This is a genomic window from Mycobacterium sp. (genome assembly GCF_035697385.1).
GTDB lineage: Bacteria > Actinomycetota > Actinomycetes > Mycobacteriales > Mycobacteriaceae > Mycobacterium.
The window spans coordinates 18,793-41,730 of the sequence record NZ_DASSCY010000299.1 but is presented as its reverse complement, the minus strand read 5'-3'; the positions used below and the strand labels follow the sequence as shown (position 1 = coordinate 41,730).

27 protein-coding genes are annotated in these 22,938 nt (G+C 66.5%); 10 read left to right on the top strand and 17 right to left on the bottom strand.

Going from position 1 to position 22,938, the window contains the following annotated elements; all coding sequences use genetic code 11:
* The first annotated feature begins 129 nt into the window (after positions 1-129).
* Positions 130-423, top strand: a complete 294-nt coding sequence (locus tag VFH65_RS25540) for a hypothetical protein (protein ID WP_353325366.1) — start codon at positions 130-132, stop codon at positions 421-423.
* Here the strand turns inward: VFH65_RS25540 and secG are convergent.
* From secG to VFH65_RS25515, 5 genes are read right to left on the bottom strand one after another with little or no spacing between them, the layout of a single operon-like run.
* Positions 420-653 carry a preprotein translocase subunit SecG gene (gene secG, locus VFH65_RS25535; RefSeq protein ID WP_353325364.1) on the bottom strand — a complete coding sequence of 78 codons (234 nt, stop codon included), beginning with the start codon at positions 651-653 and terminating at the stop codon, positions 420-422. The two genes, VFH65_RS25540 and secG, sit on opposite strands and share 4 nt — an antisense overlap.
* 30 nt (positions 654-683) lie before the next feature.
* A complete protein-coding gene (gene tpiA / locus VFH65_RS25530; RefSeq protein WP_353325362.1) occupies positions 684-1,469 on the bottom strand; it encodes a triose-phosphate isomerase in 786 nt (261 codons plus the stop codon).
* The gene (locus VFH65_RS25525) at positions 1,466-2,701 is read right to left on the bottom strand and encodes a phosphoglycerate kinase (protein ID WP_414688505.1); all 1,236 of its coding nucleotides are present in this window, start codon (positions 2,699-2,701) and stop codon (positions 1,466-1,468) included. Before VFH65_RS25525 ends, tpiA begins: the two co-directional genes overlap by 4 nt.
* Before the next feature lie 4 nt (positions 2,702-2,705).
* A complete protein-coding gene (gene gap, locus VFH65_RS25520; RefSeq protein ID WP_353325358.1) occupies positions 2,706-3,728 on the bottom strand; it encodes a type I glyceraldehyde-3-phosphate dehydrogenase in 1,023 nt (340 codons plus the stop codon).
* Positions 3,729-3,772: 44 nt separating this feature from the next.
* On the bottom strand, positions 3,773-4,486 hold the full coding sequence (locus VFH65_RS25515; protein WP_353325356.1) for an ABC transporter substrate-binding protein: 714 nt from the start codon (positions 4,484-4,486) through the stop codon (positions 3,773-3,775).
* A gap of 18 nt (positions 4,487-4,504) precedes the next feature.
* On the opposite strand from VFH65_RS25515, the gene VFH65_RS25510 reads away from it, so the two are divergent.
* Positions 4,505-4,768 (top strand): hypothetical protein, encoded by a 264-nt coding sequence (locus VFH65_RS25510; protein ID WP_353325354.1) that lies wholly within the window; start codon positions 4,505-4,507, stop codon positions 4,766-4,768.
* Here VFH65_RS25510 and whiA read toward each other — a convergent pair.
* The 4 genes from whiA to uvrC are packed head-to-tail and all read right to left on the bottom strand — an operon-like array spanning position 4,765 to position 9,660.
* Positions 4,765-5,742, bottom strand: a complete 978-nt coding sequence (whiA, locus tag VFH65_RS25505; protein WP_353325382.1) for a DNA-binding protein WhiA — start codon at positions 5,740-5,742, stop codon at positions 4,765-4,767. The two genes, VFH65_RS25510 and whiA, sit on opposite strands and share 4 nt — an antisense overlap.
* Positions 5,739-6,761 (bottom strand): uridine diphosphate-N-acetylglucosamine-binding protein YvcK, encoded by a 1,023-nt coding sequence (yvcK, locus tag VFH65_RS25500; protein WP_353325352.1) that lies wholly within the window; start codon positions 6,759-6,761, stop codon positions 5,739-5,741. The genes whiA and yvcK overlap by 4 nt, the downstream gene beginning before the upstream one ends.
* The gene (rapZ, locus tag VFH65_RS25495) at positions 6,758-7,681 is read right to left on the bottom strand and encodes an RNase adapter RapZ (RefSeq protein WP_414688504.1); all 924 of its coding nucleotides are present in this window, start codon (positions 7,679-7,681) and stop codon (positions 6,758-6,760) included. The genes yvcK and rapZ overlap by 4 nt, the downstream gene beginning before the upstream one ends.
* Positions 7,678-9,660 (bottom strand): excinuclease ABC subunit UvrC, encoded by a 1,983-nt coding sequence (gene uvrC / locus VFH65_RS25490; protein ID WP_353325350.1) that lies wholly within the window; start codon positions 9,658-9,660, stop codon positions 7,678-7,680. Before uvrC ends, rapZ begins: the two co-directional genes overlap by 4 nt.
* Positions 9,661-9,712: 52 nt before the next feature.
* Here uvrC and VFH65_RS25485 point away from each other — a divergent pair, with 52 nt between their 5' ends.
* Together VFH65_RS25485 and VFH65_RS25480 are read left to right on the top strand one after the other, a co-directional pair.
* Positions 9,713-11,614, top strand: a complete 1,902-nt coding sequence (locus tag VFH65_RS25485; RefSeq protein ID WP_353325348.1) for a gamma-glutamyltransferase family protein — start codon at positions 9,713-9,715, stop codon at positions 11,612-11,614.
* Between the two features lie 5 nt (positions 11,615-11,619).
* A complete protein-coding gene (locus tag VFH65_RS25480) occupies positions 11,620-12,087 on the top strand; it encodes a GNAT family N-acetyltransferase (RefSeq protein WP_353325346.1) in 468 nt (155 codons plus the stop codon).
* Here VFH65_RS25480 and VFH65_RS25475 read toward each other — a convergent pair.
* From VFH65_RS25475 to VFH65_RS25455, 5 genes are read right to left on the bottom strand one after another with little or no spacing between them, the layout of a single operon-like run.
* On the bottom strand, positions 12,074-12,526 hold the full coding sequence (locus VFH65_RS25475) for a PH domain-containing protein (protein WP_353325344.1): 453 nt from the start codon (positions 12,524-12,526) through the stop codon (positions 12,074-12,076). The two genes, VFH65_RS25480 and VFH65_RS25475, sit on opposite strands and share 14 nt — an antisense overlap.
* Entirely contained in the window at positions 12,523-12,999 is a 477-nt protein-coding gene (gene ribH, locus VFH65_RS25470) for a 6,7-dimethyl-8-ribityllumazine synthase (RefSeq protein ID WP_353325343.1), read from the bottom strand. Before ribH ends, VFH65_RS25475 begins: the two co-directional genes overlap by 4 nt.
* A gap of 22 nt (positions 13,000-13,021) precedes the next feature.
* Positions 13,022-14,293 (bottom strand): bifunctional 3,4-dihydroxy-2-butanone-4-phosphate synthase/GTP cyclohydrolase II, encoded by a 1,272-nt coding sequence (locus VFH65_RS25465; protein ID WP_353325341.1) that lies wholly within the window; start codon positions 14,291-14,293, stop codon positions 13,022-13,024.
* A 43-nt stretch (positions 14,294-14,336) separates the two neighbouring features.
* Positions 14,337-14,936 carry a riboflavin synthase gene (locus tag VFH65_RS25460; RefSeq protein ID WP_353325339.1) on the bottom strand — a complete coding sequence of 200 codons (600 nt, stop codon included), beginning with the start codon at positions 14,934-14,936 and terminating at the stop codon, positions 14,337-14,339.
* A gap of 9 nt (positions 14,937-14,945) precedes the next feature.
* Positions 14,946-15,395 (bottom strand): GNAT family N-acetyltransferase, encoded by a 450-nt coding sequence (locus VFH65_RS25455; protein ID WP_353325338.1) that lies wholly within the window; start codon positions 15,393-15,395, stop codon positions 14,946-14,948.
* A gap of 90 nt (positions 15,396-15,485) precedes the next feature.
* Between VFH65_RS25455 and VFH65_RS25450 the strand changes: the two genes are divergently transcribed.
* Complete coding sequence (locus VFH65_RS25450; RefSeq protein ID WP_353325336.1) at positions 15,486-16,187, top strand: LppX_LprAFG lipoprotein; 702 nt, start codon at positions 15,486-15,488, stop codon at positions 16,185-16,187.
* Positions 16,187-17,845 carry an MFS transporter gene (locus VFH65_RS25445; protein ID WP_353325335.1) on the top strand — a complete coding sequence of 553 codons (1,659 nt, stop codon included), beginning with the start codon at positions 16,187-16,189 and terminating at the stop codon, positions 17,843-17,845. The genes VFH65_RS25450 and VFH65_RS25445 overlap by 1 nt, the downstream gene beginning before the upstream one ends.
* Before the next feature lie 6 nt (positions 17,846-17,851).
* Here VFH65_RS25445 and VFH65_RS25440 read toward each other — a convergent pair whose 3' ends face one another.
* On the bottom strand, positions 17,852-18,004 hold the full coding sequence (locus tag VFH65_RS25440; RefSeq protein ID WP_353325333.1) for a hypothetical protein: 153 nt from the start codon (positions 18,002-18,004) through the stop codon (positions 17,852-17,854).
* 152 nt (positions 18,005-18,156) lie between these two features.
* On the opposite strand from VFH65_RS25440, the gene VFH65_RS25435 reads away from it, so the two are divergent.
* From VFH65_RS25435 to VFH65_RS25420, 4 genes are read left to right on the top strand one after another with little or no spacing between them, the layout of a single operon-like run.
* Positions 18,157-18,720, top strand: coding sequence for a type 1 glutamine amidotransferase domain-containing protein (locus VFH65_RS25435; RefSeq protein ID WP_353325331.1), 564 nt, complete (start codon positions 18,157-18,159; stop codon positions 18,718-18,720).
* A gap of 28 nt (positions 18,721-18,748) precedes the next feature.
* Positions 18,749-19,798, top strand: a complete 1,050-nt coding sequence (locus VFH65_RS25430; RefSeq protein WP_353325329.1) for an ABC transporter permease — start codon at positions 18,749-18,751, stop codon at positions 19,796-19,798.
* 3 nt (positions 19,799-19,801) lie between these two features.
* Positions 19,802-20,806, top strand: a complete 1,005-nt coding sequence (locus tag VFH65_RS25425) for an ATP-binding cassette domain-containing protein (protein ID WP_353325327.1) — start codon at positions 19,802-19,804, stop codon at positions 20,804-20,806.
* 31 nt (positions 20,807-20,837) lie between these two features.
* Complete coding sequence (locus VFH65_RS25420; RefSeq protein WP_353325325.1) at positions 20,838-21,272, top strand: ester cyclase; 435 nt, start codon at positions 20,838-20,840, stop codon at positions 21,270-21,272.
* On the opposite strand, the gene ribD is transcribed toward VFH65_RS25420, so the two are convergent.
* Both ribD and rpe read right to left on the bottom strand, forming a co-directional pair.
* On the bottom strand, positions 21,259-22,260 hold the full coding sequence (ribD, locus tag VFH65_RS25415; RefSeq protein WP_353325324.1) for a bifunctional diaminohydroxyphosphoribosylaminopyrimidine deaminase/5-amino-6-(5-phosphoribosylamino)uracil reductase RibD: 1,002 nt from the start codon (positions 22,258-22,260) through the stop codon (positions 21,259-21,261). The genes VFH65_RS25420 and ribD overlap by 14 nt on opposite strands.
* The gene (gene rpe, locus VFH65_RS25410; RefSeq protein ID WP_353325322.1) at positions 22,257-22,934 is read right to left on the bottom strand and encodes a ribulose-phosphate 3-epimerase; all 678 of its coding nucleotides are present in this window, start codon (positions 22,932-22,934) and stop codon (positions 22,257-22,259) included. The genes ribD and rpe overlap by 4 nt, the downstream gene beginning before the upstream one ends.
* Between the last annotated feature and the right edge of the window lie 4 nt (positions 22,935-22,938).

Below are 22,938 nucleotides of genomic sequence, written 5' to 3'. Positions count from 1 at the left end.
ACCGGGTTGAGCGCATGCTAGGGCTTAGCAAACACAAGGTTGGGGGACCTTAAGTCTGCATACGGGATCGGACAAACAGGCTACCTCGTGAAGGCGAGGCAGATCATGAGCGCAGGTACTTTAAAGCGTTTGCGTAAGTTGTTGCCCGCTACCGTCGGCGCGGTCATGATCCCGTTCGGCGGCGTCGCACTCGGATATTCGGCGGTCGCCAGCGCCCAACCCAGCGGTTCGTCCTGGGATATCCACGCATACAACGACTGCCTGAAGACATCCAGAAACGCATACCAGTGTTGCGTCGGGTCCGGCGGTATCCCCGGACCGGGGAAGACCTGCATGAGCCCGCTGGACGTCAACCGGACCCCGGGCCCCCTGGACGACCTGCCAATCGTCGGCAAACTGCCCGGCCTTGGCGGCGTGCTCTAGCTGTATTTGATCTGCAGCGCGACGCCGACGATCGAAACGACCCAGATCCCGACGACGAAGTACGTCAGCCGGTCGAGGTTCTTCTCCACCACCGTGGACCCGGACAGGCTGGACTGCACGCCGCCGCCGAACAGGGTGGACAGACCGCCGCCCTTGGCGCGATGCAGCAGCACCAGGACCATCACCAACAAACTGGTGACAACCAGAATGATCTGCAGGGCCAATTCCATGGCCGCCAGACTACAGGCTGCGTGGTCCGATCAAGGAAGCGGCCCACCAGCGGCAATGGCCGAAAGCGTGGCGAACTGCTCGCCGTCCAGCGACGCGCCGCCGACCAACGCGCCGTCCACATCCTCCTGCGCGACGATCTCGCCGACGTTCTTGGCGTTCACCGAGCCGCCGTACAGAACCCGCACGCCGGCCGCCAGCTGCGGTGAGGCCAGCTTGCCGAGCTCGTCGCGGATCGCCTTGCACACCTCCTGAGCGTCGGCCGCGCTGGCCACCCGGCCGGTGCCGATCGCCCACACCGGCTCGTAGGCGATGACGGCCGTGCCGATCTGCTCCTCCGACAGCCCGGCCAGCGAGCCCCGCAACATCTCCACGTTGTGCTCGACGTGGTTACCGGCCTCGCGCACCTCGAGCTGTTCGCCGATGCAGATGATCGGCGTGAGTCCGTACTTGAACGCGGCCGCCGATTTCGCCGCGACGAGCGCGTCGTCCTCGTTGTGGTAGGTCCGACGTTCGGAGTGTCCGACGACGACGTAGGTGCACCCCAGCTTCGCGAGGAACGCCCCGCTGATTTCGCCGGTGTAAGCGCCGGAATCATGCTGCGAGAGGTCTTGCGCACCGTATGTCAGGCGCAGCTTGTCGCCATCGACAAGCGTCTGCACGCTGCGCAGGTCGGTGAATGGCGGCAGCACTGCAACGTCGACTTTGTCGAAGTACTTGTCCGGCAACGAGAATGCGATCTTCTGGACCAGAGCGATCGACTCGAAGTGGTTGAGATTCATCTTCCAGTTGCCAGCGATCAGCGGCTTGCGGCTCATGATTCCAGGACCTCCAGGCCGGGCAACGTCTTGCCCTCAAGATATTCCAGCGACGCCCCGCCACCGGTCGAAATGTGGGAGAAGCCGTCCTCGTCGAGGCCCAGCTGCCGCACCGCCGCGGCCGAGTCGCCGCCGCCGACAACGCTGAAGGCGCCTTTGCTGGTCGCCCCGATGATCGCTTCGGCGACGCCCTTTGTTCCCGCTGCGAACGCAGGGAACTCGAACACGCCCATCGGGCCGTTCCAGAAGATGGTCTTGGCATTGGACAGCAGCGCGGTGAACCGCTCCACCGAGCCGGGCCCGATGTCTAGGCCGATCTTGTCGGCGGGAATCCGGTCCGCCGCTACCACTTCCGCGGTCGCGTCGGCCGCGAACTTGTCGGCCACCACGATGTCGACCGGCACGTGGATCACATCGCCGTAGGTATCCAAGAGCTTTCGGCAAGTCTCGATCATGCCTTCTTCGAGCAGCGAGTTGCCCACCGAAACACCTTGGGAAGCAAGGAATGTGAAGCACATGCCGCCGCCGATAACGAGGCTGTCGGCCTTCTCCGCAAGCGACTCGATGACGGCCAGCTTGTCCGACACCTTGGAACCGCCGAGCACGACGGCGTAGGGCCGCTCGGTGGAGCTGGTCAGCTGCTCGAGCACTTTGATCTCGGCAGCCACCAGGGTGCCCGCGTAGTGCGGAAGCAATTTCGCGACGTCATACACCGACGCCTGCTTGCGGTGGACTACGCCGAACCCGTCGGACACGAAGGTGCCAGCCGAACCATCTGGGCTGCCGACCAATTCGACGAGCTGCGTGGCCAGCGCCAGCCGCTCGGCGTCGTCCTTGCTGGTTTCCCGCGGATCGAAGCGGATGTTCTCCAGCAGCAAGATGTCGCCGTCGGTCAGCCCCTCGGCGCGGGCCAGTGCGTCGGAGCCGACGACATCACCGGCCAGCTGGACGTGACGGCCGAGCTGCTCCCCCAACGCCTTTGCGACCGGGGCAAGCGAGAGCTTCGGGTCCGGGCCGCCCTTGGGCCTGCCGAGGTGTGCGGTGACGACGACCTTGGCCCCCGCGTCGGAAAGTGCCCGCAGCGTGGGCACCGACGCGATGATCCGGCCGGGGTCGGTGATGGTGTTGTCGTCGTCCAGCGGGACGTTGAGGTCCGAGCGCACCAGCACGCCACGACCCGAAACCCCTTCTGCGAGTAAGTCGGAGAGGGATTTTATGGACAATGAAGCCATCGGGCTACAGCGACTTACCGACCAGCGCGACCAGATCGACAAGGCGGTTGGAGTAGCCCCACTCGTTGTCGTACCAGGATACGGTCTTGGCCTGGTTGTCGATCACCTTGGTCAGGCCAGAGTCGAAGATCGAGCTGTGCGGATCGGTGACGATGTCGCTCGACACGATCGGCGCGTCGTAGTACTTCAGGATGCCTTTGAGCTTGCCCTCGGCGGCGGCCTTGAACGCTGCGTTGATCTCGTCGGCCGTTGCCGACTTCTTCAGCTCCGCTGTCAGGTCGGTGACCGAACCCGTCGGGATCGGTACGCGCAGCGCGTACCCGTCGAGCTTGCCCTTCAGCTCGGGCAGCACCAGGCCGATCGCCTTGGCGGCGCCGGTGGACGTCGGCACGATGTTGAGCGCGGCGGCGCGGGCGCGGCGCAGATCCTTGTGCGGACCGTCCTGCAGGTTCTGGTCCTGGGTGTAGGCGTGGATCGTGGTCATCAGGCCCTTGACGATGCCGAACTCGTCGTTGAGGACCTTGGCCAGCGACCCGAGGCAGTTCGTGGTGCACGACGCGTTGGAGATGATGTTCTGGCTGCCGTCGTACTTGTCGTCGTTGACGCCGAGCACGATCGTGATGTCCTCGTCGCTGGCCGGCGCGGAGATGATGACCTTCTTGGCGCCCGCGTCCAGGTGGCCCTGGGCCTTCGCGCGCGCGGTGAAGATGCCGGTGGACTCGACCACGACGTCGACACCCAGGTCACCCCACGGCAGCGCGGCCGGGCCTTCCTTCACCTCAAGAGACTTGATCTTGGTGCTGCCGATGACGATCGTGTCTTCGCCTTCGAGGGTGATCTCCTCGGGGTAGCGGCCAAGGATCGAGTCGAACTTCAGCAAGTGCGCCAGGCTGGCGTTGTCGGTGAGGTCGTTGACCGCGATGATCTCGATGTCGGTGCTCTTGCCCTCGGCCTTTTGCGCCGCGAGGGCCCGGTAGAAGTTGCGTCCGATTCGGCCGAATCCGTTAACGCCAACCCGGATGGTCACTTGATCTCTCCCTTAAGTCGCGGATGAAGTGCTCGCGCGCCAGCCTAGTGGACTGCGAGGTTCTGATCCGCGTAGGGATTACCCAGCCATTTTCGGCGGATCCGCTGCAGCGTCCCGTCGTCTTCCAGCTCGGCCTGCGCGACGGTCAACCGTCCAAGCAGCACCTGGTCCGCCGGCGCGACCGCGATCGCGATGTTCTCGACCGAGATGCCGATCTGTACGACCTCGACTCCCGGCATCGGCTTGACCAACTCGGTCAGCACTGGCGCCAGCTTCATGAACGCGTCGCACACTCCGGTGGTCAGGTCGGTCATGGCCGAGCGGATCGCGCCGTAGTCGTAGACACGGACGCGGGCCGCTTTTCCTTCGGCGACAAGCCTTTCGGCGATCGGCTGACTGGTGTTGCCGCGCTGCACGCCGATGGTCAAACCGTCGAGGTCGTCGACGGACCGGATGTGAGGCAGCCGGTTGGTGTCGACCGCCAACGATTGGCCGGAGATGACGTAGGGCGGGACGAATGCGGCCTTGCGCTCGCGTTCGGGTGTCACGGTCGTGCCGGCGGCGACGCAGTCGAAGGCGCCCGAGCGCAGCGCATCGAAAATTCCGTTGAAGTCGGCGCCTTCGTAGGCGATGAACTCGACTTGGGCGCCGAGGGCGTTGGCGATCTCTGTCATCAGGTCGATGTCCAGGCCGCCGTCGTCGGGCATGCCGTTGAACGGCGGGTCCGGGAACGCCGCGCCGACCGTGAGCGTCTCCATGCGATCACCGTAATTGACGTGGAAGAACCATCGACCTGCGGTGAAGGCTTCGCCGGTCGGTTCGCTCTGCCTGAGAAGCTCGGCGAGATGCTCGGGACGCACATGAGGGCGCTCGACCCAACCGACGCCGACACGCGGAAGGGATCGCTGACCAAATCGCCGCTAGCGGGCTCTGCCGCACCTGTAACGCCGAGATCTGCAGCAGGGTCGTTGCGCCGCAAGGATCACAGCCATGGTGCAGAAGTCGGCGAGACCAACTTCGAGCGGCCTGAAAGCCCCTAGGCGTCTTCGAGAAGATCCGGCGTGACGGCCGACTCGGTGTCGGGAATACCGTCTTGTTTGGCCTTGCGGTCGGCCATCGACAATAGCCGCCGAATACGGCCTGCCACAGCGTCTTTCGTCATCGGCGGATCGGCGATCCGGCCAAGCTCCTCCAGTGATGCCTGACGATGCTCGACGCGCAGCTTGCCCGCCGCGGCCAGGTGATCGGGAACCGTGTCGCCGAGGATCTCGAGCGCCCGCTCCACGCGGGCGGCCGCGGCCACCGCGGCCCGCGCCGACCGCCGCAGGTTGGCGTCGTCGAAATTCGCCAACCGGTTGGCCGTCGCGCGCACCTCGCGGCGCATCCGGCGCTCTTCCCACGTCAGCCTGGTGTCCTGGGCGCCCATCCGCGTCAGCAATGCACCGATGGCTTCGCCGTCGCGCACCACGACACGGTCGCTGCCCCGCACCTCGCGGGCTTTGGCGCTGACCCCGAGGCGCCGCGCCGCGCCCACGAGCGCCAGCGCTGCTTCAGGGCCTGGGCAACTGACCTCCAGCGCTGACGAGCGGCCCGGCTCGGTGAGCGATCCGTGCGCCAAAAATGCTCCGCGCCAAGCGGCTTCGGCGTCGGCCACGCTGCCTCCGACGACCTGTGCAGGCAGGCCCCGTACCGGCCGGCCTCGCAGATCGAGCAGGCCCGTCTGGCGGGCCAGTGCCTCGCCGTCCTGCGCCACCCGGACCACGTATCGCGTGCTCTTTCGGATGCCGCTCGCCGACAGCACGTGCACGACGGCGTTGTAGCCGTACAGGTCGTAGATGTCCTTACGGAGACGGCGCGCGATGATCCCCAAGTCGACCTCGGCCTCGACGACGACCCGTCCTGCCACGATGTGCAGGCCTCCGGCGAAGCGCAGCAATGACGACACCTCGGCGCGGCGAGCATTCACCGAATTGACTACCAATCGGCTGAGCTCGTCCTTGACCTCGGCTGTCATCGCCACGGGTCGTCACCTCTCGGTCCGTTCACTGCCGGCGTGGGCACGGTCGGCTCAATACTCGGCGTGGGAGCCATCCCACGTATGCGTACGCCCTCAAGAGCCGCGGCCAACCTCGCCGGGTCATGTAAAGGTGTACCAGGTCTGGACACGTCAGCAAACTCAACTCTGGCGTCGAGGATGTTCGCGGTGCGACGCAACTGCTCTCGCTCGCGCTCGCTGGGCACCCGGGTCGCGTCGACGATGATGTCGTGCACGGTGAAATCCGGGGCGTGCTGGGAGAGCACGTGGATATGCCGCTCGACGGAGAATCCCGCTGTCTCCCCCGGCTCCGCCACGAGGTTCAGCACCAATGCTCGGCGGGCCGCAGTGGCCTGCAGCGCCGCGGCGAGTTCGGGCACCAGGACGTGAGGGATCACACTTGTGAACCACGATCCCGGCCCCAGCACGACAAGGTCGGCGGCCATGATGGCGTCCACCGCCTGCCGGGTGGCAGGCGGATCGCCTGGCAGCAGCCGGACCCGCCGCACCTTGCCCACTGTCGTGGCGATCGCGACCTGGCCACGGATCACCCGGCTCATCCGTGGGTCGGACTCCAGGCCGGCCACGTCCGCCTCGATCCCCAGCGCGATCGGGCACATCGGCAACACCCGGCCCTTGAGGTCGAGGATGCGCCCCAGTTCATCGAGCGCCGCCACTGGATCGGCCAGCACCTCGTTGAGGCCGGCCAGCATCAGATTCCCTATCGGATGGCCGGCGAGCGCGCCGCTGCCGCCGAACCGGTGCTGGATGATGGTGGCCCACAGCCGTCCGTGCGGACTGTCAGATGCCAACGCCGCCAACGCCATTCGCAAATCACCAGGCGGCACGACGTCAAGTTCGCTGCGCAGCCGCCCCGAGGACCCGCCGTCGTCGGCGACGGTGACAACCGCCGTGACGTGTGGGGTGAGCCGGCGTGCCGCCGACAATGTTGCGTAGAGCCCGTGCCCGCCGCCGAGCGCGACGATCCGCGCACTCATTCGCGGCCCAAATCCCGATGCAACACTCGCACCGTGAGCTCGTCACCGCCCTGCAGACGCGCCGCCAGCGCCTCGGCCATCGCGACGCTGCGATGTTTGCCGCCGGTGCAGCCGATGGCAACGGTCATGTAGCGCTTTCCTTCCCGGCGGTATCCCTGGATGACGACGTCCAGCAGTTGATGGTAGGTGTCCAGGAACTCCACGGCTCCCGGCTGACCAAGCACGTAATCGCGCACCGCCGGATGCTGACCGGTGTGTGGTCGCAACTCGTCCACCCAATGAGGGTTGGGCAGGAAGCGCACATCCATCACGGTGTCGGCATCCATAGGCAATCCATATTTGTACCCGAAGGACTCCACCGTGACATTGGTGTGCGCGACCGCCTCACCTCCGAAGGCACGTTCGATGCTCTCGCGCAGCGCGGGCACCGACAGCGTCGACGTGTCGATCACCAGGTCCGCTGCGGCGCGCACGGGCGCGAGCATCGCCCGCTCGGCAGCAATGCCTTCTGCCAGAGTCTGATTGCCCTGCAACGGGTGACTGCGACGGTTCTGCTCGTAGCGGCGCACCAGGATGTCGTCGGAAGCCTCCAGGAACAGCACCCGCGGCGTGATGTTGCGGGTGGCCAGATCGCTTCGCACCCAGTCCAGATCGCCGGTGAAACCGCGCGACCGCACATCCATCACCACCGCCAGCTGCGTGATGCGTGAGCCCGCGGCCAGTCCCAGCTCGACCATCCGGGCGATCAGTTCGGGCGGCAGGTTGTCGGCGACATACCAGCCGAGATCCTCCAGCACCTTCGCTGCCGTGCCCCTGCCCGCACCGGAGAGCCCGGTAACCAGGACGACATCGATACCCGATTCAGCCGCATCTTCATCGCCGGCGCTCTCGCGCAGTCCCTCATGCATATGCTCTGTCATCCCGATGCCCTGCTCTGATCATTGCCGATTACGGGCTCGGGCGCTTCGGAATCGGGTGGGACGCCAAGCGCATCCAGCACCGCCTTCGCCGTCGAGACGCCGATGCCGGGTACCGCGGTGATCTCCTCGACGCTGGCCTCCTTCAACCTGGCAACCGATCCGAAATGCGTGACCAGCGCCTTGCGACGGTGCTCGCCGAGCCCCCGCACGGAGTCCAGGGCCGACGCCGTCATCCGCTTGGATCGCTTGCTGCGGTGGTAGGCGATCGCAAACCGGTGCGCCTCGTCACGCACCCGCTGCAGCAGATAAAGCCCTTCGCTGTTGCGGGGCATGATGACGGGGTCCGGCTCCGAGGGTACCCACACCTCCTCGAGGCGCTTGGCCAGTCCGATCACCGCGACGTCATAAACGCCGAGCTCGTCGAGTGCTGCCTGCGCCGCATTGACCTGGGGGGCGCCGCCGTCGACCACGAACAGGTTCGGCGGGTAGGCGAACTTACGCGACTTTCCTTCTGGGGCAAGCTCGGTCGGGTGCTGAGTGTCGTGCAAGTGGCGGTAGAACCGCCGCCGCGTCACCTCGGCGATCGACGCCACGTCATCGGAGCGACCCTCCCCGGCGGCCTCCCTGATCGCGTAGTGGCGGTAATCCGACTTGCGCGGCAACCCATCCTCGAACACCACCAGTGACGCCACCACATCGGTGCCCTGCACATGGCTGATGTCGACGCACTCGATGCGCAATGGCGCCTCGGCCAGACCGAGGGAATCTTGAATACTTTGCAGCGCAGCTGATCTCGCCGTGAAGTCGCCAGCTCTCTTGAGCTTGTGTTGTGCCAGGGCATCTTGGGCGTTGCGCTTCACGGTTTCAGCAAGCGCCCGCTTGTCTCCGCGCCGCGGCACCCGCAATGACACTTGGGATCCACGCAGTCCAGACAACCAGGTGGCCAACTCACCGGAGTTGTCAGGCAGGCACGGGACAAGCACCTGACGAGGCACGGGATTCGTTGTCTCGTCGGCGGCACCGTTCAGTTCAGCCTGGTCGCCGTAGAACTGTGTGAGGAACTGCTCGACGAGTTGCCCTTGACTCGATTCTCCTGGCTCGCCGGATTTTTCGACGATCCACCCGCGCTGGCCTCGCACCCGGCCACCGCGGACGTGGAACACCTGGACGGCGGCCTCCAATTCGTCCTCGGCGAATGCCACCACGTCGGCGTCTGTGCCGTCGCCGAACACCACCGCCTGCTTTTCCAGCGCCCGCTTCAGCGCCGAGATGTTGTCCCGCAGCCGGGCCGCCCGCTCGAAATCGAGTTGCTCGGCGGCCTCGTTCATCTGCTGTTCCATATCGCGGGCCAGCCGGTCGGTCTTGCCCGCGAGGAAGTCGCAGAAGTCGAGCACAATCTGGCGGTGTTCGGACGCGGAGACGCGGCCGATACACGGCGCCGAGCACTTGTCGATGTAGCCGAGCAAGCACGGCCGATCAATTTGCTTGTGCCGCTTGAACACTCCCGCCGAACATGTACGTGCCGGAAAGACCCGAGTAAGCAGATCGAGTGTCTCGCGAATGGCCCAGGCATGCGAGTACGGGCCGAAATACCGGACGCCCTTGCGCCGCGCGCCGCGATAGACCATCAGCCGCGGATACTCCTCGTTGAGCGTCACGGCCAATACCGGATACGACTTGTCGTCGCGGTAGCGGATGTTGAACCGCGGGTCGAACTCCTTGATCCAGTTGTATTCCAGCTGCAACGCCTCGACTTCGGTGTTCACCACCGTCCACTCGACGCTGCCCGCGGTCATCACCATCTGCCGGGTGCGCGGAGCCAGTCCGGAGATATCGGCGAAGTACGACGTCAGCCGGCTGCGCAAACTCTTCGCTTTGCCGACGTAGATGACGCGGCCGTGCGGATCCCGGAACCGGTAGACGCCCGGTTGGACGGGAATCGACCCCGGGGCAGGCCGGTACGTCGCTGGATCGGGCACGGATTCAGGTTACTGCCGCCGTAGGACGGGGCCGATGAACTACCGTCGAGGGATGCGGTTCTGGTCGCTTCAGAAGGTGGCGGCCCCGCTGGCCGGGGTCGTATTGGTACTGGCCGGATGCGCCGCGGAGGAGAGCTCACCGCCCGCCGAGGCGGGGCCCTGCGAGGTCGTCGCCAACGGCACACCGGCTCCAAAGACGCCGGCGGCCCCCGGCACGGGCTATCGCAAAGACATGACGGCCGCGCGTACCGCCCAATACGCGGTGGCGACCGCCAACCCGCTGGCCACCCAAGCGGCCTGCGAAGTGCTGCGCGACGGTGGAACGGCCGCCGACGCGCTGGTCACCGCGCAGGCGGTGCTCGGCCTGACCGAGCCACATTCGTCCGGCATCGGCGGCGGCGGCTTCCTGCTGTACTACGACGCCGCGGGCGGCCGCGTGCAGGCCTACGACGGACGCGAGGTCGCTCCCGCCGCGGCCACGGAGAACTACCTGCGGTGGATCTCAGACACCGACCGCACCGAGCCCAAACCCGACGCCCGCGCATCCGGCCGTTCCATCGGCGTGCCCGGCATCCTGCGGCTCCTGCAAGACGCACATGCCGAGCACGGCGAGACAGCCTGGCGTGACCTGTTCAACCCGGCCGTCACGATGGCCGACAGCGGGTTCGACATCAGCCCGCGACTGGCGGCGGCCATCGCCGATGCCGCGCCGCAACTGAAAGCCGATCCGCAGGCCGCCGAGTACTTCCTCAACCCCGACGGCAGCCCGAAGACAGCCGGCACCCGGCTGACCAACCCTGCCTACTCAAAGACGTTGGGCGTCATCGCAACTGACCCGCAGTCGTTCTACACCGGTGACATCGCCCGCAATATCGTCGCCGCGGCCGCCGATACGTCCGGTGGCCGCACCCCGAGCATGATGACGCTGGCGGACCTGTCCGGCTACACAGCCAAGCAGCGCGAACCGCTGTGCACGCCTTACCGCGGTCGCGAAATCTGCGGCATGCCGCCGCCGTCCTCCGGAGGCATCGCCGTGGCCGCGACGCTTGGCATGCTCGAGCATTTCGCGATGAGTGACCACAAACCGACCGACGTCGACCTCAACGGCGGCCGGCCAGCCGTGATGGGCGTCCACCTCATCTCCGAGGCCGAACGGCTGGCATACGCCGACCGCGACAAGTACGTCGCCGACACCGATTTCGTGCCGCTGCCCGGTGGCTCCCCCAACACCCTGCTGAACAGTGACTACCTGGCTGGCCGGGCCGCACTGATATCCGAGCAGCGCAGCATGGGCACCGCGAAACCTGGCGAGTTCGGCCTGCCGACAACGCCTGCGCCGCCGACCCCCGAGCACGGCACCAGCCAGATCAGCGTCATCGACGCGCAGGGCAATGCAGCCTCACTGACCACCACCGTGGAATCGGCGTTCGGGTCGTATCACATGGTGGACGGGTTCATCCTCAACAACCAGCTCACCGACTTCGCCGCCGAACCCACCGGCCCGGATGCGATGCCGGTGCCCAACCGGATACAGCCGGGAAAGCGGCCGCGCAGCACGATGGCGCCGACGCTGGTGTTCGACAAGCCAGGCCCCGAACGCGGTCAGCTGTATGCGGTGCTCGGCTCCCCCGGCGGCTCGGTGATCATCCAGTTTGTGGTGAAAACCGTTGTGGGAATGCTTGATTGGGAACTCGATCCGCAGCAGGCGGTATCTGCGGTCGATTTCGGTGCCGCGAACTCGCCGAAGACCAACGTCGGCGGCGAGCATCCCGTCATCGACACCTCCGACAACGGCGACCATGACCCGCTGGTGCAGGGCCTGCGTCAGCTCGGCCACCAGGTCGACCTGGCCGACCAGTCGAGCGGACTGTCGGCGATCAGCCGGGACAACCCGGGCTGGATCGGTGGCGCGGACCCGCGCCGCGAGGGACTGGTCATGGGAGACACCGGGTGACGTCGGTGACCGCGCAAGTAGCCCGGCTGACCGAATCGGACTGGCGAGTGTTCGCGGGCGTTCGGCTGAGGGCACTTACCGAGTCGCTCGGTGAGAACGATCCGCAGTACCGGCAGGAAGCCGCGTTCACCGCCGCACAGTGGCGGCGCAGGTTGCGCGACCACGCCCAGTTCGCGGCACTGATCGGCAGCCGCCCGGTCGGCTTGATCGGCGCACAGCTGGAGAACACCGACACCGTGTACCTGTACTCGCTGTGGCTGGACCCTGCGGCGCGCGGCAACGGCCTGGCCCGGCCGCTGGTCTCCGCGGCGGTCGATTGGGCCCGTGACCGCCGGGCCCGCACCGTCACGCTCCGGGTGGCCCGCGACAACACGGTGGCCCGCAGTGTCTATGAAAGCCTCGGATTCGCCATCGCGGCAGCCGAAACCGCCAGTCCTAAAGGCGAAGTGGCGATGTCGCTCAGCGTGAGTTGATGTCGGGCCGGTAGCGCTCCAGCAGGCCGCGCACGCTGTCCATCGCGTCGACGGCCCGGTTCTTGTCAACGGCCTGGATCGCCATCACCGGGACGTACTCGTCGTCAGGCAGGTCCACCCTGGCCCAGCGGGCCCCGCGCGGGAAGGACACATCGACAACGTCTGACCATGGAATCAGCTTGTCCCCGAGGAGATTTCGCACCGCTACACCAGACGCTCCGACGCGCAACCGCGGCCGGGCGAACATCAGCACGGCGCAGGCGATGACGACACCGAGCAACGCGATCGCCACCTGGTCGGCCGTCTGGAAGATCACACCGGTCGACGCGATCTTCAGCAGCGCACCGACGGTGATATGAGCGGCCAGGATCAGCGCCGCTGCGCCGTAGGCGAAGTAGGGCGTGAGGTGTGGGCGCACCTCCAGATCCCAATCACTCATGACCGCAGGTCGCGAAGCGTCAGCGCGGTGGACAGCGCCGCCGCGGCCGCCTGCGCGCCCTTGTCCTCGGCCGAGTCCGGCAGCCCCGCCCGGTCGAGCGCCTGCTGCTCGTTATTGGTGGTGAGCACGCCGTTGGCCACCGGCGTCGAGGCATCCAGCGAAACCCTCGTCAGCCCTTGAGTCACCGCATCGCACACGTAGTCGAAGTGCGGTGTCTCGCCGCGGATCACCACGCCCAACGCGACGACGGCGTCGTGAGTAGCGGCCAATGCCTGTGCGACGACCGGGATTTCGATCGCGCCGAGTACGCGCACGACGGTCGGGTTGTCGATGCCTGCGTCGGCCGCCACCTTGCGCGCGCCGTCGAGCAGCGCGTCGCAGATCTTGGGGTGCCAGGTGCTCGCCACAATCGCCAGCGTCAGCTCCGACGCATCAAGTTGTGGAAGATCGGGAACCCCTGCGCCTCCGCTCAATTCACGGCCTCGCCGCAACTACTCATAAGGCACCGCCGAATTCGCCTGGCACTGCTTCGTCGTAATCGTCCAGCCCGGTCAGGTCGTGGCCCATCCGGTCGCGCTTCGTCATCAGATAGCGGATGTTCTCCGCGTTGGCGCGCACCGGCAGCGGTACGCGTTCGATGATGTGCAACCCGTAGCCATCCAGACCGACCCGCTTGGCGGGGTTGTTGGTGAGCAACCGCATCGAGCGCACGCCGAGGTCGACGAGGATCTGTGCGCCGATGCCGTAGTCACGGGCGTCTGCGGGCAGGCCCAGCTTGAGGTTGGCGTCGACGGTGTCGTCGCCGGCGTCTTGCAGCTGATAGGCCTGCAGCTTGTGCATCAGGCCGATGCCGCGGCCCTCGTGGCCGCGCATGTACAACACGATGCCGCGGCCTTCGCGGGCCACCATCGCCATCGCAGCGTCCAGCTGGGGTCCGCAGTCGCAGCGGCGGGAACCGAACACGTCACCGGTGAGGCACTCGGAGTGCACGCGAACCAGTACGTCGTGCCCGTCGCCGTGGGGTCCGGCGATGTCACCGCGCACCAGCGCGACGTGTTCGACGTCGTCGTAGATGCTCGTGTACCCGACGGCCCGGAACTCCCCGTGGCGAGTCGGGATCCGGGCCTCCGCGATGCGTTCGATGTGCTTTTCGTGCTTGCGCCGCCACTCGATGAGATCGGCGATGGAGATCAGGGCCAGATCGTGGTCGTCGGCGAAAACCCGCAGCTCATCGGTCTGCGCCATCGCGCCTTCGTCCTTCTGGCTGACGATCTCGCAGATCGTGCCCGCCGGCTGAAGGCCGGCCAGCCGGGCCAGGTCGACGGCGGCTTCGGTGTGCCCCGGGCGGCGCAGCACCCCGCCGTCCTTGGCGCGAAGCGGCACCACGTGCCCGGGTTTGGTGAAGTCGTCGACGACGCTCGCCGGGTCGGCAAGCAGCCGCATTGTCGTGGCACGGTCAGATGCCGAAATGCCGGTGCCCACACCGTTTCTCGCATCGACAGTGACCGTGTAGGCGGTGCCGTGCTTGTCCTGGTTGACCGCGTACATCGGCAGCAGCCCCAGCTTGTCGCAGATGGCTCCGTCCAGCGGCACACACAGATAGCCGGAGGTGTAGCGGACCATGAACGCGACGAGTTCCGGGGTGGCCTTCTCGGCGGCGAAAATCAGATCGCCCTCGTTCTCGCGGTCCTCGTCGTCGATGACGACAACGGCCTTTCCCGCGGCGATATCCGCGACCGCCCGCTCCACCGAGTCCAGCCTCGTCATCACCCCAGTATGAACCACCCGCGGGCAGGGATTTATTGCCTGGTTAGTCGTCGGCTTTATCCATGAGGCGTTCGACATACTTCGCGATGATGTCGACCTCGAGGTTGACGTGCGTGCCGACCACGGCGCGGCCCAGGGTGGTGAGGTCCAGCGTCGTCGGTATCAACGACACCTCAAACCAGTCGTGACCTAGGCCGGAGATCGTCAACGACACCCCATCGACGGTGATCGAGCCCTTTTCGACGACGTATCGGGACAGCGCCGTTGGCAGGGCGATCCGCACCACCTCCCAGTGCTCCGAGGATGTGCGCGCAATCACATGTCCGGTGCCGTCGACGTGCCCCTGGACGATGTGTCCGCCCAGCCGGCTGTTGACCGCCGCGGCGCGTTCCAGGTTGACGTGACTGCCCACGCCGACGCCGCGCAGGCTCGAGCGATTTAGCGTTTCGCCCATGACGTCGGCGCTGAACGACCCGTCGGGCAGCACGTCAACCACGGTGAGGCACACGCCGTTCACCGCAATGGAGTCGCCGTGACCCGCATCGGCGGTGACGACTGGTCCGCGGATCACGAATCGCGCGAAATCGCCGAGGTCTTCCTTGCCGACAACTTCGCCCAGTTCTTCGACGATTCCGGTGAACACGCCGCCAGACTATCGAGACAGTCGCTTCTCGCCGAAGAACGTCGCCGCGGGGTTGCCGTTGAAGTTCGGTATCGGCACATACCCCTCGGACTCGTAGAAGCTGCGAGCGTGCGGCTGCCGCGGTCCGGTGTCCAGGCGCGCGATGTCGTAACCGAGCCCACGCGCGGCATCCTCCAAGGCCCGCAGAAGCGCTCGCGCCACGCCTTGCCCGCGCACCGCTGGCACCACGTACATGCGCTTGATTTCGCACGCACCGTCCGGCAACCGCTTGACGCCACCACCACAAACGGGCTCCCCATCGCGATAGCCGACCAGGAATATCCCGCCGGGCGGACCAAGGTCGGCCGCACCAGCCGAAGGCATTCCGGGCGCATTGAGGTCGAGCCCGTCGTACAGCTCACGCATTTCTTCGATCATCGCGCCCACCAGCGCGGCCCCGTCGCCTGTGTCGACGGTCACGCTCCGAAAGTCCAGCTCAGAAGCCACGATTCCACTTCTACCCCGAGTGCACCGAACCCGTCCACGCGCTAGCACCTCTACGATGCAGACATGCATTCGCGCCTAATTGCGATCTTCGCCGCCCTTTTCGCCGCTGTTGCACTCATCGCTGGGTGCTCCAGCTCGTCCGAGGACTCGGGCAAGGATCTGCCCGACGCCGCCACGCTGCTTCAGCAGTCAAGCGAGACCACCAAGAGCCAGACGAGTGTGCACCTGAAGCTGACGGTCGAGGGCGAGATCAAGGAACTGCCTATCGAGACCCTCGAGGGTGACCTGACCAACGCGCCTGCGGTCGCCGCGCAGGGCAAGGCCAACCTCCTGTTCCTCGGCCAGAAGCTCGACGGCATCAGTTTCGTGGTGGCCGAGGGCAACCTGTTCGCGACGCTGACGGCCGGTACTGCCTATCAGGACTTCGGGCCCGCCGCCGACATCTACGACGTCTCGGCCATCCTGAACCCCGACACCGGGCTCGCCAACGTGCTCGCCAACTTCTCCGATCCGAAGGCCGATGGCCGGGAGACCATCAACGGCGTCGAGGCGGTTCGCATTACCGGCAACGTCAGCGCAGACGCTGTGAACAAGATCGCCCCGCAGATCGGCGCCACCGGGCCCGTTCCCGGCACGGCCTGGATCCGCGAGGACGGCAATCACGAGCTGGTGCAGGCCAAGCTCGACCCGAGCCCCGGCAACAGCATCACCATGACGACGACCGACTGGGGTAAGCCGGTGACCGTCACCAAGCCCGCAGTCTGATGGCGGCTCCCCAGGCCACCGAGCGAGCGGCGACCAGCCGCAGAATCGCGATCAGCGCCGGCAGCCTCGCGGTGGTGCTCGGCGCGCTCGACACCTATGTCGTCGTCACGATCATGGTCGACATCATGCGCGACGTCGACATCCCGATCAACAAGATCCAGCAGGTCACACCCATCATCACCGGGTACCTGCTCGGCTATATCGCGGCCATGCCGCTACTTGGCCGTGCCTCTGACCGGTTCGGCCGCAAGCTGCTGTTACAGGTCAGCCTGGCCGGGTTCGCTGTCGGGTCGGTGATCACCGCACTGTCCGGCGACCTCACCACCTTGGTCATCGGGCGCATCGTGCAGGGCACTGCCAGCGGCGCGCTGCTGCCGGTCACGCTGGCGCTGGCCGCCGACCTGTGGGCGGCGCGCAACAGGGCGGCCGTACTCGGCGGCGTCGGCGCCGCCCAGGAACTGGGCAGCGTTCTGGGCCCGATGTACGGCATCCTGCTGGTCTGGCTGTTCAACCACTGGCAGGCCGTGTTCTGGGTCAACGTCCCCCTAGCGGTGATCGCCATGGTGATGGTCCATTTCAGCCTGCCTTCGAAGGTCAAGACCGATCATCCGGAAAAGGTCGACGTAGTGGGCGGTGTGCTGCTGGCCATCGCGCTGGGCCTGGCCGTGGTGGGTCTCTACAACCCGGAACCGGACGGCAAGCAGGTGCTGCCCAGCTGGGGGCTGCCGGTGCTGATCGGCGCCCTCGTCGCAGCGGTGGCGTTCTTCATCTGGGAGAAGATCGCCAAGACGCGGCTGCTCGAACCCGCTGGCGTGCACTTCCGACCGTTCCTCGCGGCGCTTGGCGCGTCGCTCTGCGCCGGCGCAGCCCTGATGGTGACGCTGGTCAACGTCGAACTCTTCGGCCAGGGCGTGCTGGGCCAGGACCAGAACCAGGCCGCCTTCCTGCTGCTGCGCTTCCTGATCGCACTGCCCATCGGCGCGCTTATCGGCGGCTGGCTGGCCACCAAGATCGGCGACCGCATCGTGACGTTCGTCGGCATGCTGATCGCCGCGGGCGGCTACTGGCTGATCTCCATGTGGCCCGTCGACCTCCTCGCGGCCAAGCACGATCTGGGCATCATCAGCCTGCCGATGCTGGACACCGACCTCGCGATCGCGGGCCTCGGCTTGGGCCTGGTGATCGGGCCGTTGACGTCGGCTTCGCTGCGCGTGGTTCCCGCCGCTCAGCACGGGATCGCATCGGCCGCGGTGGTGGTCGCCAGGATGATCGGCATGCTGGTCGGCATCGCAGCGCTGAGTGCCTGGGGTCTATATCGGTTCAACCAGTACTTGCAGGAGCGGCTGGCCGCGTTACCCGCGCCAACGGCCGACTCCCCCGGTGGGATCCTGGTCGCGCAGGGCGCACGCTTGACGCAGGCAACCATCGAGGCCTACACGATGCAGTACGGCGAGATCTTCGGGATCACCGCGATCGTCTGTGTGGTCGGTGGCCTGCTTGGGCTGCTGATCAGTGGCAGGCACGAGCACGCCGACGAGCCGGTGCCGGTAGCTCCGACGGATGCCGACGATGCACCAACGCAGATGATCGACGCGCCGACGCAGACCTTTGATGCGCCGACGCAGGCGATCAGCAGGGGCCGTCACCGGCCCCGGTAGCGCACCTCAGCAGCGCTCGAGGCCGCGGCGAATCAGCGGGGGCTCGGCGACCGTTGCCGGCTCATCGCCGACAAGGCCCCGGATCGCGTCGCGAATGAAGGCCTTCAGGCTCTTCGGATCCATGGGGCGAATGGGGAGCCAATCCTGCAACGCAGTCATGCTCGTCAGTCCTTTGTTCGTGCTCACCAGCGCGCAACTCGTCGGTGAAAGCGCGATTCCTGGTACGAGTGTACCGGTGTAATCGCCCCGATTAGCTGCCCGCCGCGCGGGGTAAGCGTGCGAAAGGTAACAACGCAAAGGGGAAGAAATTCATGGCAACGACACTGGACGGCAAGAAAATTGCGTTCCTCGTCGCACCCGAAGGCGTCGAGCAAGTCGAAGTCACCGAGCCGTGGAAGGCCATCGAACAGGCCGGCGGCGCACCCGAACTGGTGTCCACCGAAGTCGGCAAGATCCAGGCGTTCAACCACCTGACCCCGGCCGACACCTTCGAAGCGGATAAATCCGCCGACAGCGTCTCAGCGTCCGACTATGCCGGTCTGGTACTGCCGGGCGGCGTGGCCAACCCGGACTTTCTGCGGACCAACTCGGCGGCCGTCTCATTTACAAAAGGCTTCTTCGACGCGGGCAAACCCGTCGCGGTGATCTGCCACGGGCCGTGGACGCTCATCGAGGCCGACGTCGTTCGCGGCAGGATGATGACCTCGTGGCCGAGCGTGAAGACCGACCTCGTCAACGCCGGCGCCAATTGGGTCGATGACGAGGTTGTCGAATGCTCGCGCGGCCCAAACACTTTGGTGTCCAGCCGCAAGCCCGACGATCTGCCCGCCTTCTGCAACACCCTGATAGGCGCGTTCGCCAAAGACCCGTCGTAGTCAAACTCGTCCCGGTAACGTCGCAGGCATGCTCTTTGCCGCACTGCGCGATATGCAGTGGCGCAAGCGGCGCTTCGTCATCGCGGTCCTCTCCACCGCCATAATCTTCGCGATGACGCTCGTACTCACCGGGCTGGCGAACGGGTTTCGGGTGGAGGCCGAGCGCACCGTCGATTCGCTTGGCGTGGACGTCTTCCTGGTCAAGGCCGGCGCATCCGGTCCGTTCGTCGGAGCGACCCCGTTCGCGCCCGTGGACCTGCGACGTATCGCCGCGACGCCGGGCGTGGTCGCCGCGGCTCCCCTTGTGTATGCCGGTGGCACGGTCACTCTCGGCGACGCGACACGCAATGCCGACTTGTTCGGTGCGCCCGAGCGCGGACCGGGAATGCCCGCTGTCACCGAAGGCCGGGCACCGTCGACCCCCGACGAAGTCGCGGTATCCAGCACGCTCGGACGCGGGATAGGCGATGACATCGAGATCGCTTCCCGCAGACTGCGCATCGTCGGCATCGTCGAGAACTCCACCGCACTGGCCAACCTGCCCAACGTCTTTCTCACCACCGCGGGCGCACAGCAGCTCGTGTACGGCGGTGAGCCACTGGCCGCGTCGATCGGTGTGCGGGGCTCGCTCGACCAGATACCCGACGGCTATCGGGTTATCGACAGAGCCGGCGCGATCGAGGATCTGCTGCGGCCGCTGAAGGTCGCAGTCAACTCGATCACGATCGTGGCGATCCTGCTCTGGGTGGTGGCGGCGTTGGTCGTCGGGTCGGTGATCTATCTGTCAGCGCTGGAGCGGCTGCGAGACTTCGCGGTGTTCAAGGCGATTGGCGTTCCGACCCGCAACATCGCCGCCGGGCTCGCGATGCAGGCCGTCGTGGTGGCACTGCTTGCCGCACTCGTCGGCGCCGGGCTCTCGATGCTGCTCGGTCCGCTGTTCCCGATGCAGGTGATCGTGCCGGTGCAGGCCTTCGTCGCGTTGCCGGCAATCGCTGTCGTGATCGGCTTGATCGCCAGCGCGAGCGGATTGCATCGCGCGGTGTCCGTCGACCCCGCCCTGGCATTCGGGGGTCCTTGAGCCATGGGCGATCTCAGCATTCAGGACCTGGTGGTCGAGTACGCGAGTGGCGCAGACACCGTCCGCCCGATCGACGGCCTCAACCTCGATGTGGCCGCCGGCTCGCTGGTGATCCTGCTGGGCCCCAGCGGGTGCGGTAAGACGACGCTGCTGTCCTGCCTCGGCGGGATCCTCCGACCGACCGCAGGCGCAATCAAATTCGGTGACGTCGACGTCACTTCGCTCGACGCCCGCGGACTGTCGACATACCGCCGCGAAACGGTCGGCATCGTTTTCCAGGCTTTCAATCTCGTGCCGAGCCTCACTGCGATCGAGAACGTGATGGTGCCGTTGACCGCGACGGGCATGTCGCGCCGCGCGGCTCACAAACGGGCGGGACAGTTGCTGGCGCGGGTCGGCTTGGAGGAACGGATGACCCACCGGCCAGGTGACCTGAGCGGCGGGCAGCAACAGCGCGTGGCGGTCGCAAGGGCGATCGCACTCGATCCGCCGCTGGTGCTGGCCGACGAACCCACCGCGCACCTGGACTTCATTCAGGTCGAGGAAGTGCTGCGGCTGATCCGCGAACTCGCCTCCGGCGACCGGATGGTGGTCGTCGCGACCCACGACAGCCGGATTCTGCCGTTGGCCGATCGCGTCGTCGAGCTCGTGCCGGACTTCGCATCGACCGAACGACCGCCCGACACCATCGAGTTGGAAGCCGGCGAGGTGTTGTTCGAACAGGGCACGATGGGTGATCTGATCTATGTTGTCTCCGAGGGCGAGCTCGAGATCATGCGCGAATTGGCCAGCGGCGGCGAGGAATTGCTGAGGGTCGCCGCGCCCGGCGACTACTTCGGCGAGATCGGCCCGGTGTTCCACCTGCCGCGCTCGGCGACGGTGCGGGCGCGCACGGATGCGACCGTCGTCGGCTACACCGTGCGAACCTTCCGCGAGCGGCTCGGCGTCGGCGGGGTGCGCGATCTCATCGAACACCGGCCGCTGTCAGTCGCAGAACCCACCGATTGAACCCGGAGGGCCACTCGCCCGTCGAGGGGGCGTGAACAACTCAGCGCAGGCGCTCGCCGCCCAAGTAATCGATGCCATGAATACGGGTCGACTGGAAAAGATCCGCGACCTGGTCACCGACGATTTCGTCGACCACGGCTCCCCTGTTCCGCTGCCACCAGGACCGGACGGCTACATCGCGATCCTGACCTTCGTCACCACCGTGCTGCAGGTCCGCTACGAGATCCACGACGTCGTGTCCTGCGGCGACACGGTGGCGATCCGGGCCACCGCGCACGGTGTCAACGCGGTGTCCCCGCAGGGCATCGAAGCCACCGGAAAGCCGTTCGCGATGAAGACCGGCCACTTCTTCCGGTCCCGTGACGGCCGGCTGTGCGAACACTGGGGAGTGCGCGACGAACTCGACGTCCTCTATCAGGTCGGCGCGCTGGCACCGCCCGCGATACTGCCGGTTATGCCGGAATGAGGCTGAGCAGCAGATCCGGCCCGATCGGGTCGATGCCGTCGAACCGCCAGCGCTGCGCATGGGCGATGGACAGCACACCGACGTCGTCGACGGCAGTGATCGGACCGCCCAACAGGATTGGCGCGACGTAGGCCAGTATCCGGTCGATCACACCCGCCCGCAGGAATGCTCCCGCCAGCGTCGGCCCGCCCTCGAGCAGCACATCGGTGCGATCGGAGAGTGCCTTGATCACCTCATGTGGGTCGCGGGTGCGGATCACCATGGTCCGCGATTCGTCGTTCAAAACTCTTGCTTCAGAGGATATTTCGCGTTCCCCGACGACGACGCGAAGCGGCTGACGCTCGGCGAGGCTGCCGTCGGGTCGCCGGGCGGTGAGTACGGGGTCGTCGACGAAAACTGTTCCGGTGCCGACGATGATCGCGTCGGCAGCGGCGCGTCGGCGGTGCACGTCGGCCCTCGCGGCGTCGCTGGTGATCCATTGACTGCTGCCGTCGGCCGCGGCGCTGCGGCCGTCGACACTGGTGGCGTACTTCCATGTCACGTGGGGTAATCCGGTGCGCTGCTTGTGCAGCCACTCACGTAGCGGGCCGCCGGTGACCTCGCCGGTCAGTACGCCGGCGACCACCTCCAACCCCAACTCGGCGAGCCGAGTCGCCCCGCCCGCGGCTTGCGGGTTCGGGTCGGCGACGCCATAGGCCACCGCCGAAACCCGTGATGCCACAAGGGCATCCACACACGGCGGGGTGCGGCCATGGTGATTGCAGGGCTCGAGCGTCACGACGGCAGTGCCGCCGACGGCCTTCTCCCCCGCTCGTCGCAATGCCACCACTTCCGCATGCGGGCCGCCGGGCGGTTCGGTGGCGCCGACGCCTGCGACCTCGCCGTCGCGGTCCAGGATGACCGCTCCCACAGGCGGATTGGGATAGGTGGCGCCCTTGACCCGATTGGACTGTTCGACCGCCAACCGCATCGCGGCCTCGAGGTTCATAAGCGAAGATGCTTGGATGCCGCCGCGGCCTGCCTGCGCAACGACTCCACCGCGGCGCTGGGATCCTCGGCGCTGTACACCGCCGAGCCCGCGACAAAGCAATCCACCCCGGCCAGCGCCGCCTCTTCGATGGTGTCCTCGTTGATGCCGCCGTCGATCTCGACCACGATCGTCAGTTCTCCGGAATCGACCAGCCTGCGCGCGATGCCAACCTTCGGCAACACCTCCGGGATGAACTTCTGCCCGCCGAAGCCCGGTTCCACCGACATGATCAGCAGGGTGTCGAACTCCCGAAGAATCTCCAGGTACGGCTCCAGCGGGGTGCCAGGCTTGACCGAAAGGCCCGCCTTGGCGCCAGCGGCGCGGATGTCACGCGCGACGCCGACGGGATTGTCGGTCGCCTCGGCGTGGATAGTGACGTTGTAGGCGCCTGCCTCGGCGTACGGCGGTGCCCAGCGGTCTGGATCGTCGATCATCAGATGGCAGTCCATCGGGATGTCGGTGGTCTTCAGCAACGACTCGACGACGGGCAGCCCGAGGGTCAGGTTGGGCACGAAATGGTTGTCCATGACGTCGACGTGCAGCCAGTCCGCGCCGGTCACGGCAGCGGCTTCGTCGGCCAGCCTGGCGAAGTCGGCGGCCAGGATCGACGGCGCGATGAGCGGCTTCGGCATAGCC

Excerpts from the sequence above, each read along its gene's own strand:
- secG (WP_353325364.1), bottom strand. The coding sequence starts at position 653 with ATGGAATTGGCCCTGCAGATCATTCTGGTTGTCACCAGTTTGTTGGTG.
- tpiA (WP_353325362.1), bottom strand. The coding sequence starts at position 1,469 with ATGAGCCGCAAGCCGCTGATCGCTGGCAACTGGAAGATGAATCTCAAC.
- VFH65_RS25525 (WP_414688505.1), bottom strand. The coding sequence starts at position 2,701 with ATGGCTTCATTGTCCATAAAATCCCTCTCCGACTTACTCGCAGAAGGG.
- VFH65_RS25515 (WP_353325356.1), bottom strand. The coding sequence starts at position 4,486 with ATGGAGACGCTCACGGTCGGCGCGGCGTTCCCGGACCCGCCGTTCAAC.
- whiA (WP_353325382.1), bottom strand. The coding sequence starts at position 5,742 with ATGACAGCCGAGGTCAAGGACGAGCTCAGCCGATTGGTAGTCAATTCG.
- yvcK (WP_353325352.1), bottom strand. The coding sequence starts at position 6,761 with ATGAGTGCGCGGATCGTCGCGCTCGGCGGCGGGCACGGGCTCTACGCA.
- rapZ (WP_414688504.1), bottom strand. The coding sequence starts at position 7,681 with ATGACAGAGCATATGCATGAGGGACTGCGCGAGAGCGCCGGCGATGAA.
- VFH65_RS25485 (WP_353325348.1), top strand. The coding sequence starts at position 9,713 with ATGCGGTTCTGGTCGCTTCAGAAGGTGGCGGCCCCGCTGGCCGGGGTC.
- VFH65_RS25475 (WP_353325344.1), bottom strand. The coding sequence starts at position 12,526 with ATGAGTGATTGGGATCTGGAGGTGCGCCCACACCTCACGCCCTACTTC.
- VFH65_RS25465 (WP_353325341.1), bottom strand. The coding sequence starts at position 14,293 with ATGACGAGGCTGGACTCGGTGGAGCGGGCGGTCGCGGATATCGCCGCG.
- VFH65_RS25450 (WP_353325336.1), top strand. The coding sequence starts at position 15,486 with ATGCATTCGCGCCTAATTGCGATCTTCGCCGCCCTTTTCGCCGCTGTT.
- VFH65_RS25445 (WP_353325335.1), top strand. The coding sequence starts at position 16,187 with ATGGCGGCTCCCCAGGCCACCGAGCGAGCGGCGACCAGCCGCAGAATC.
- VFH65_RS25440 (WP_353325333.1), bottom strand. The coding sequence starts at position 18,004 with ATGACTGCGTTGCAGGATTGGCTCCCCATTCGCCCCATGGATCCGAAG.
- VFH65_RS25435 (WP_353325331.1), top strand. The coding sequence starts at position 18,157 with ATGGCAACGACACTGGACGGCAAGAAAATTGCGTTCCTCGTCGCACCC.
- VFH65_RS25430 (WP_353325329.1), top strand. The coding sequence starts at position 18,749 with ATGCTCTTTGCCGCACTGCGCGATATGCAGTGGCGCAAGCGGCGCTTC.
- VFH65_RS25425 (WP_353325327.1), top strand. The coding sequence starts at position 19,802 with ATGGGCGATCTCAGCATTCAGGACCTGGTGGTCGAGTACGCGAGTGGC.
- ribD (WP_353325324.1), bottom strand. The coding sequence starts at position 22,260 with ATGAACCTCGAGGCCGCGATGCGGTTGGCGGTCGAACAGTCCAATCGG.
- rpe (WP_353325322.1), bottom strand. The coding sequence starts at position 22,934 with ATGCCGAAGCCGCTCATCGCGCCGTCGATCCTGGCCGCCGACTTCGCC.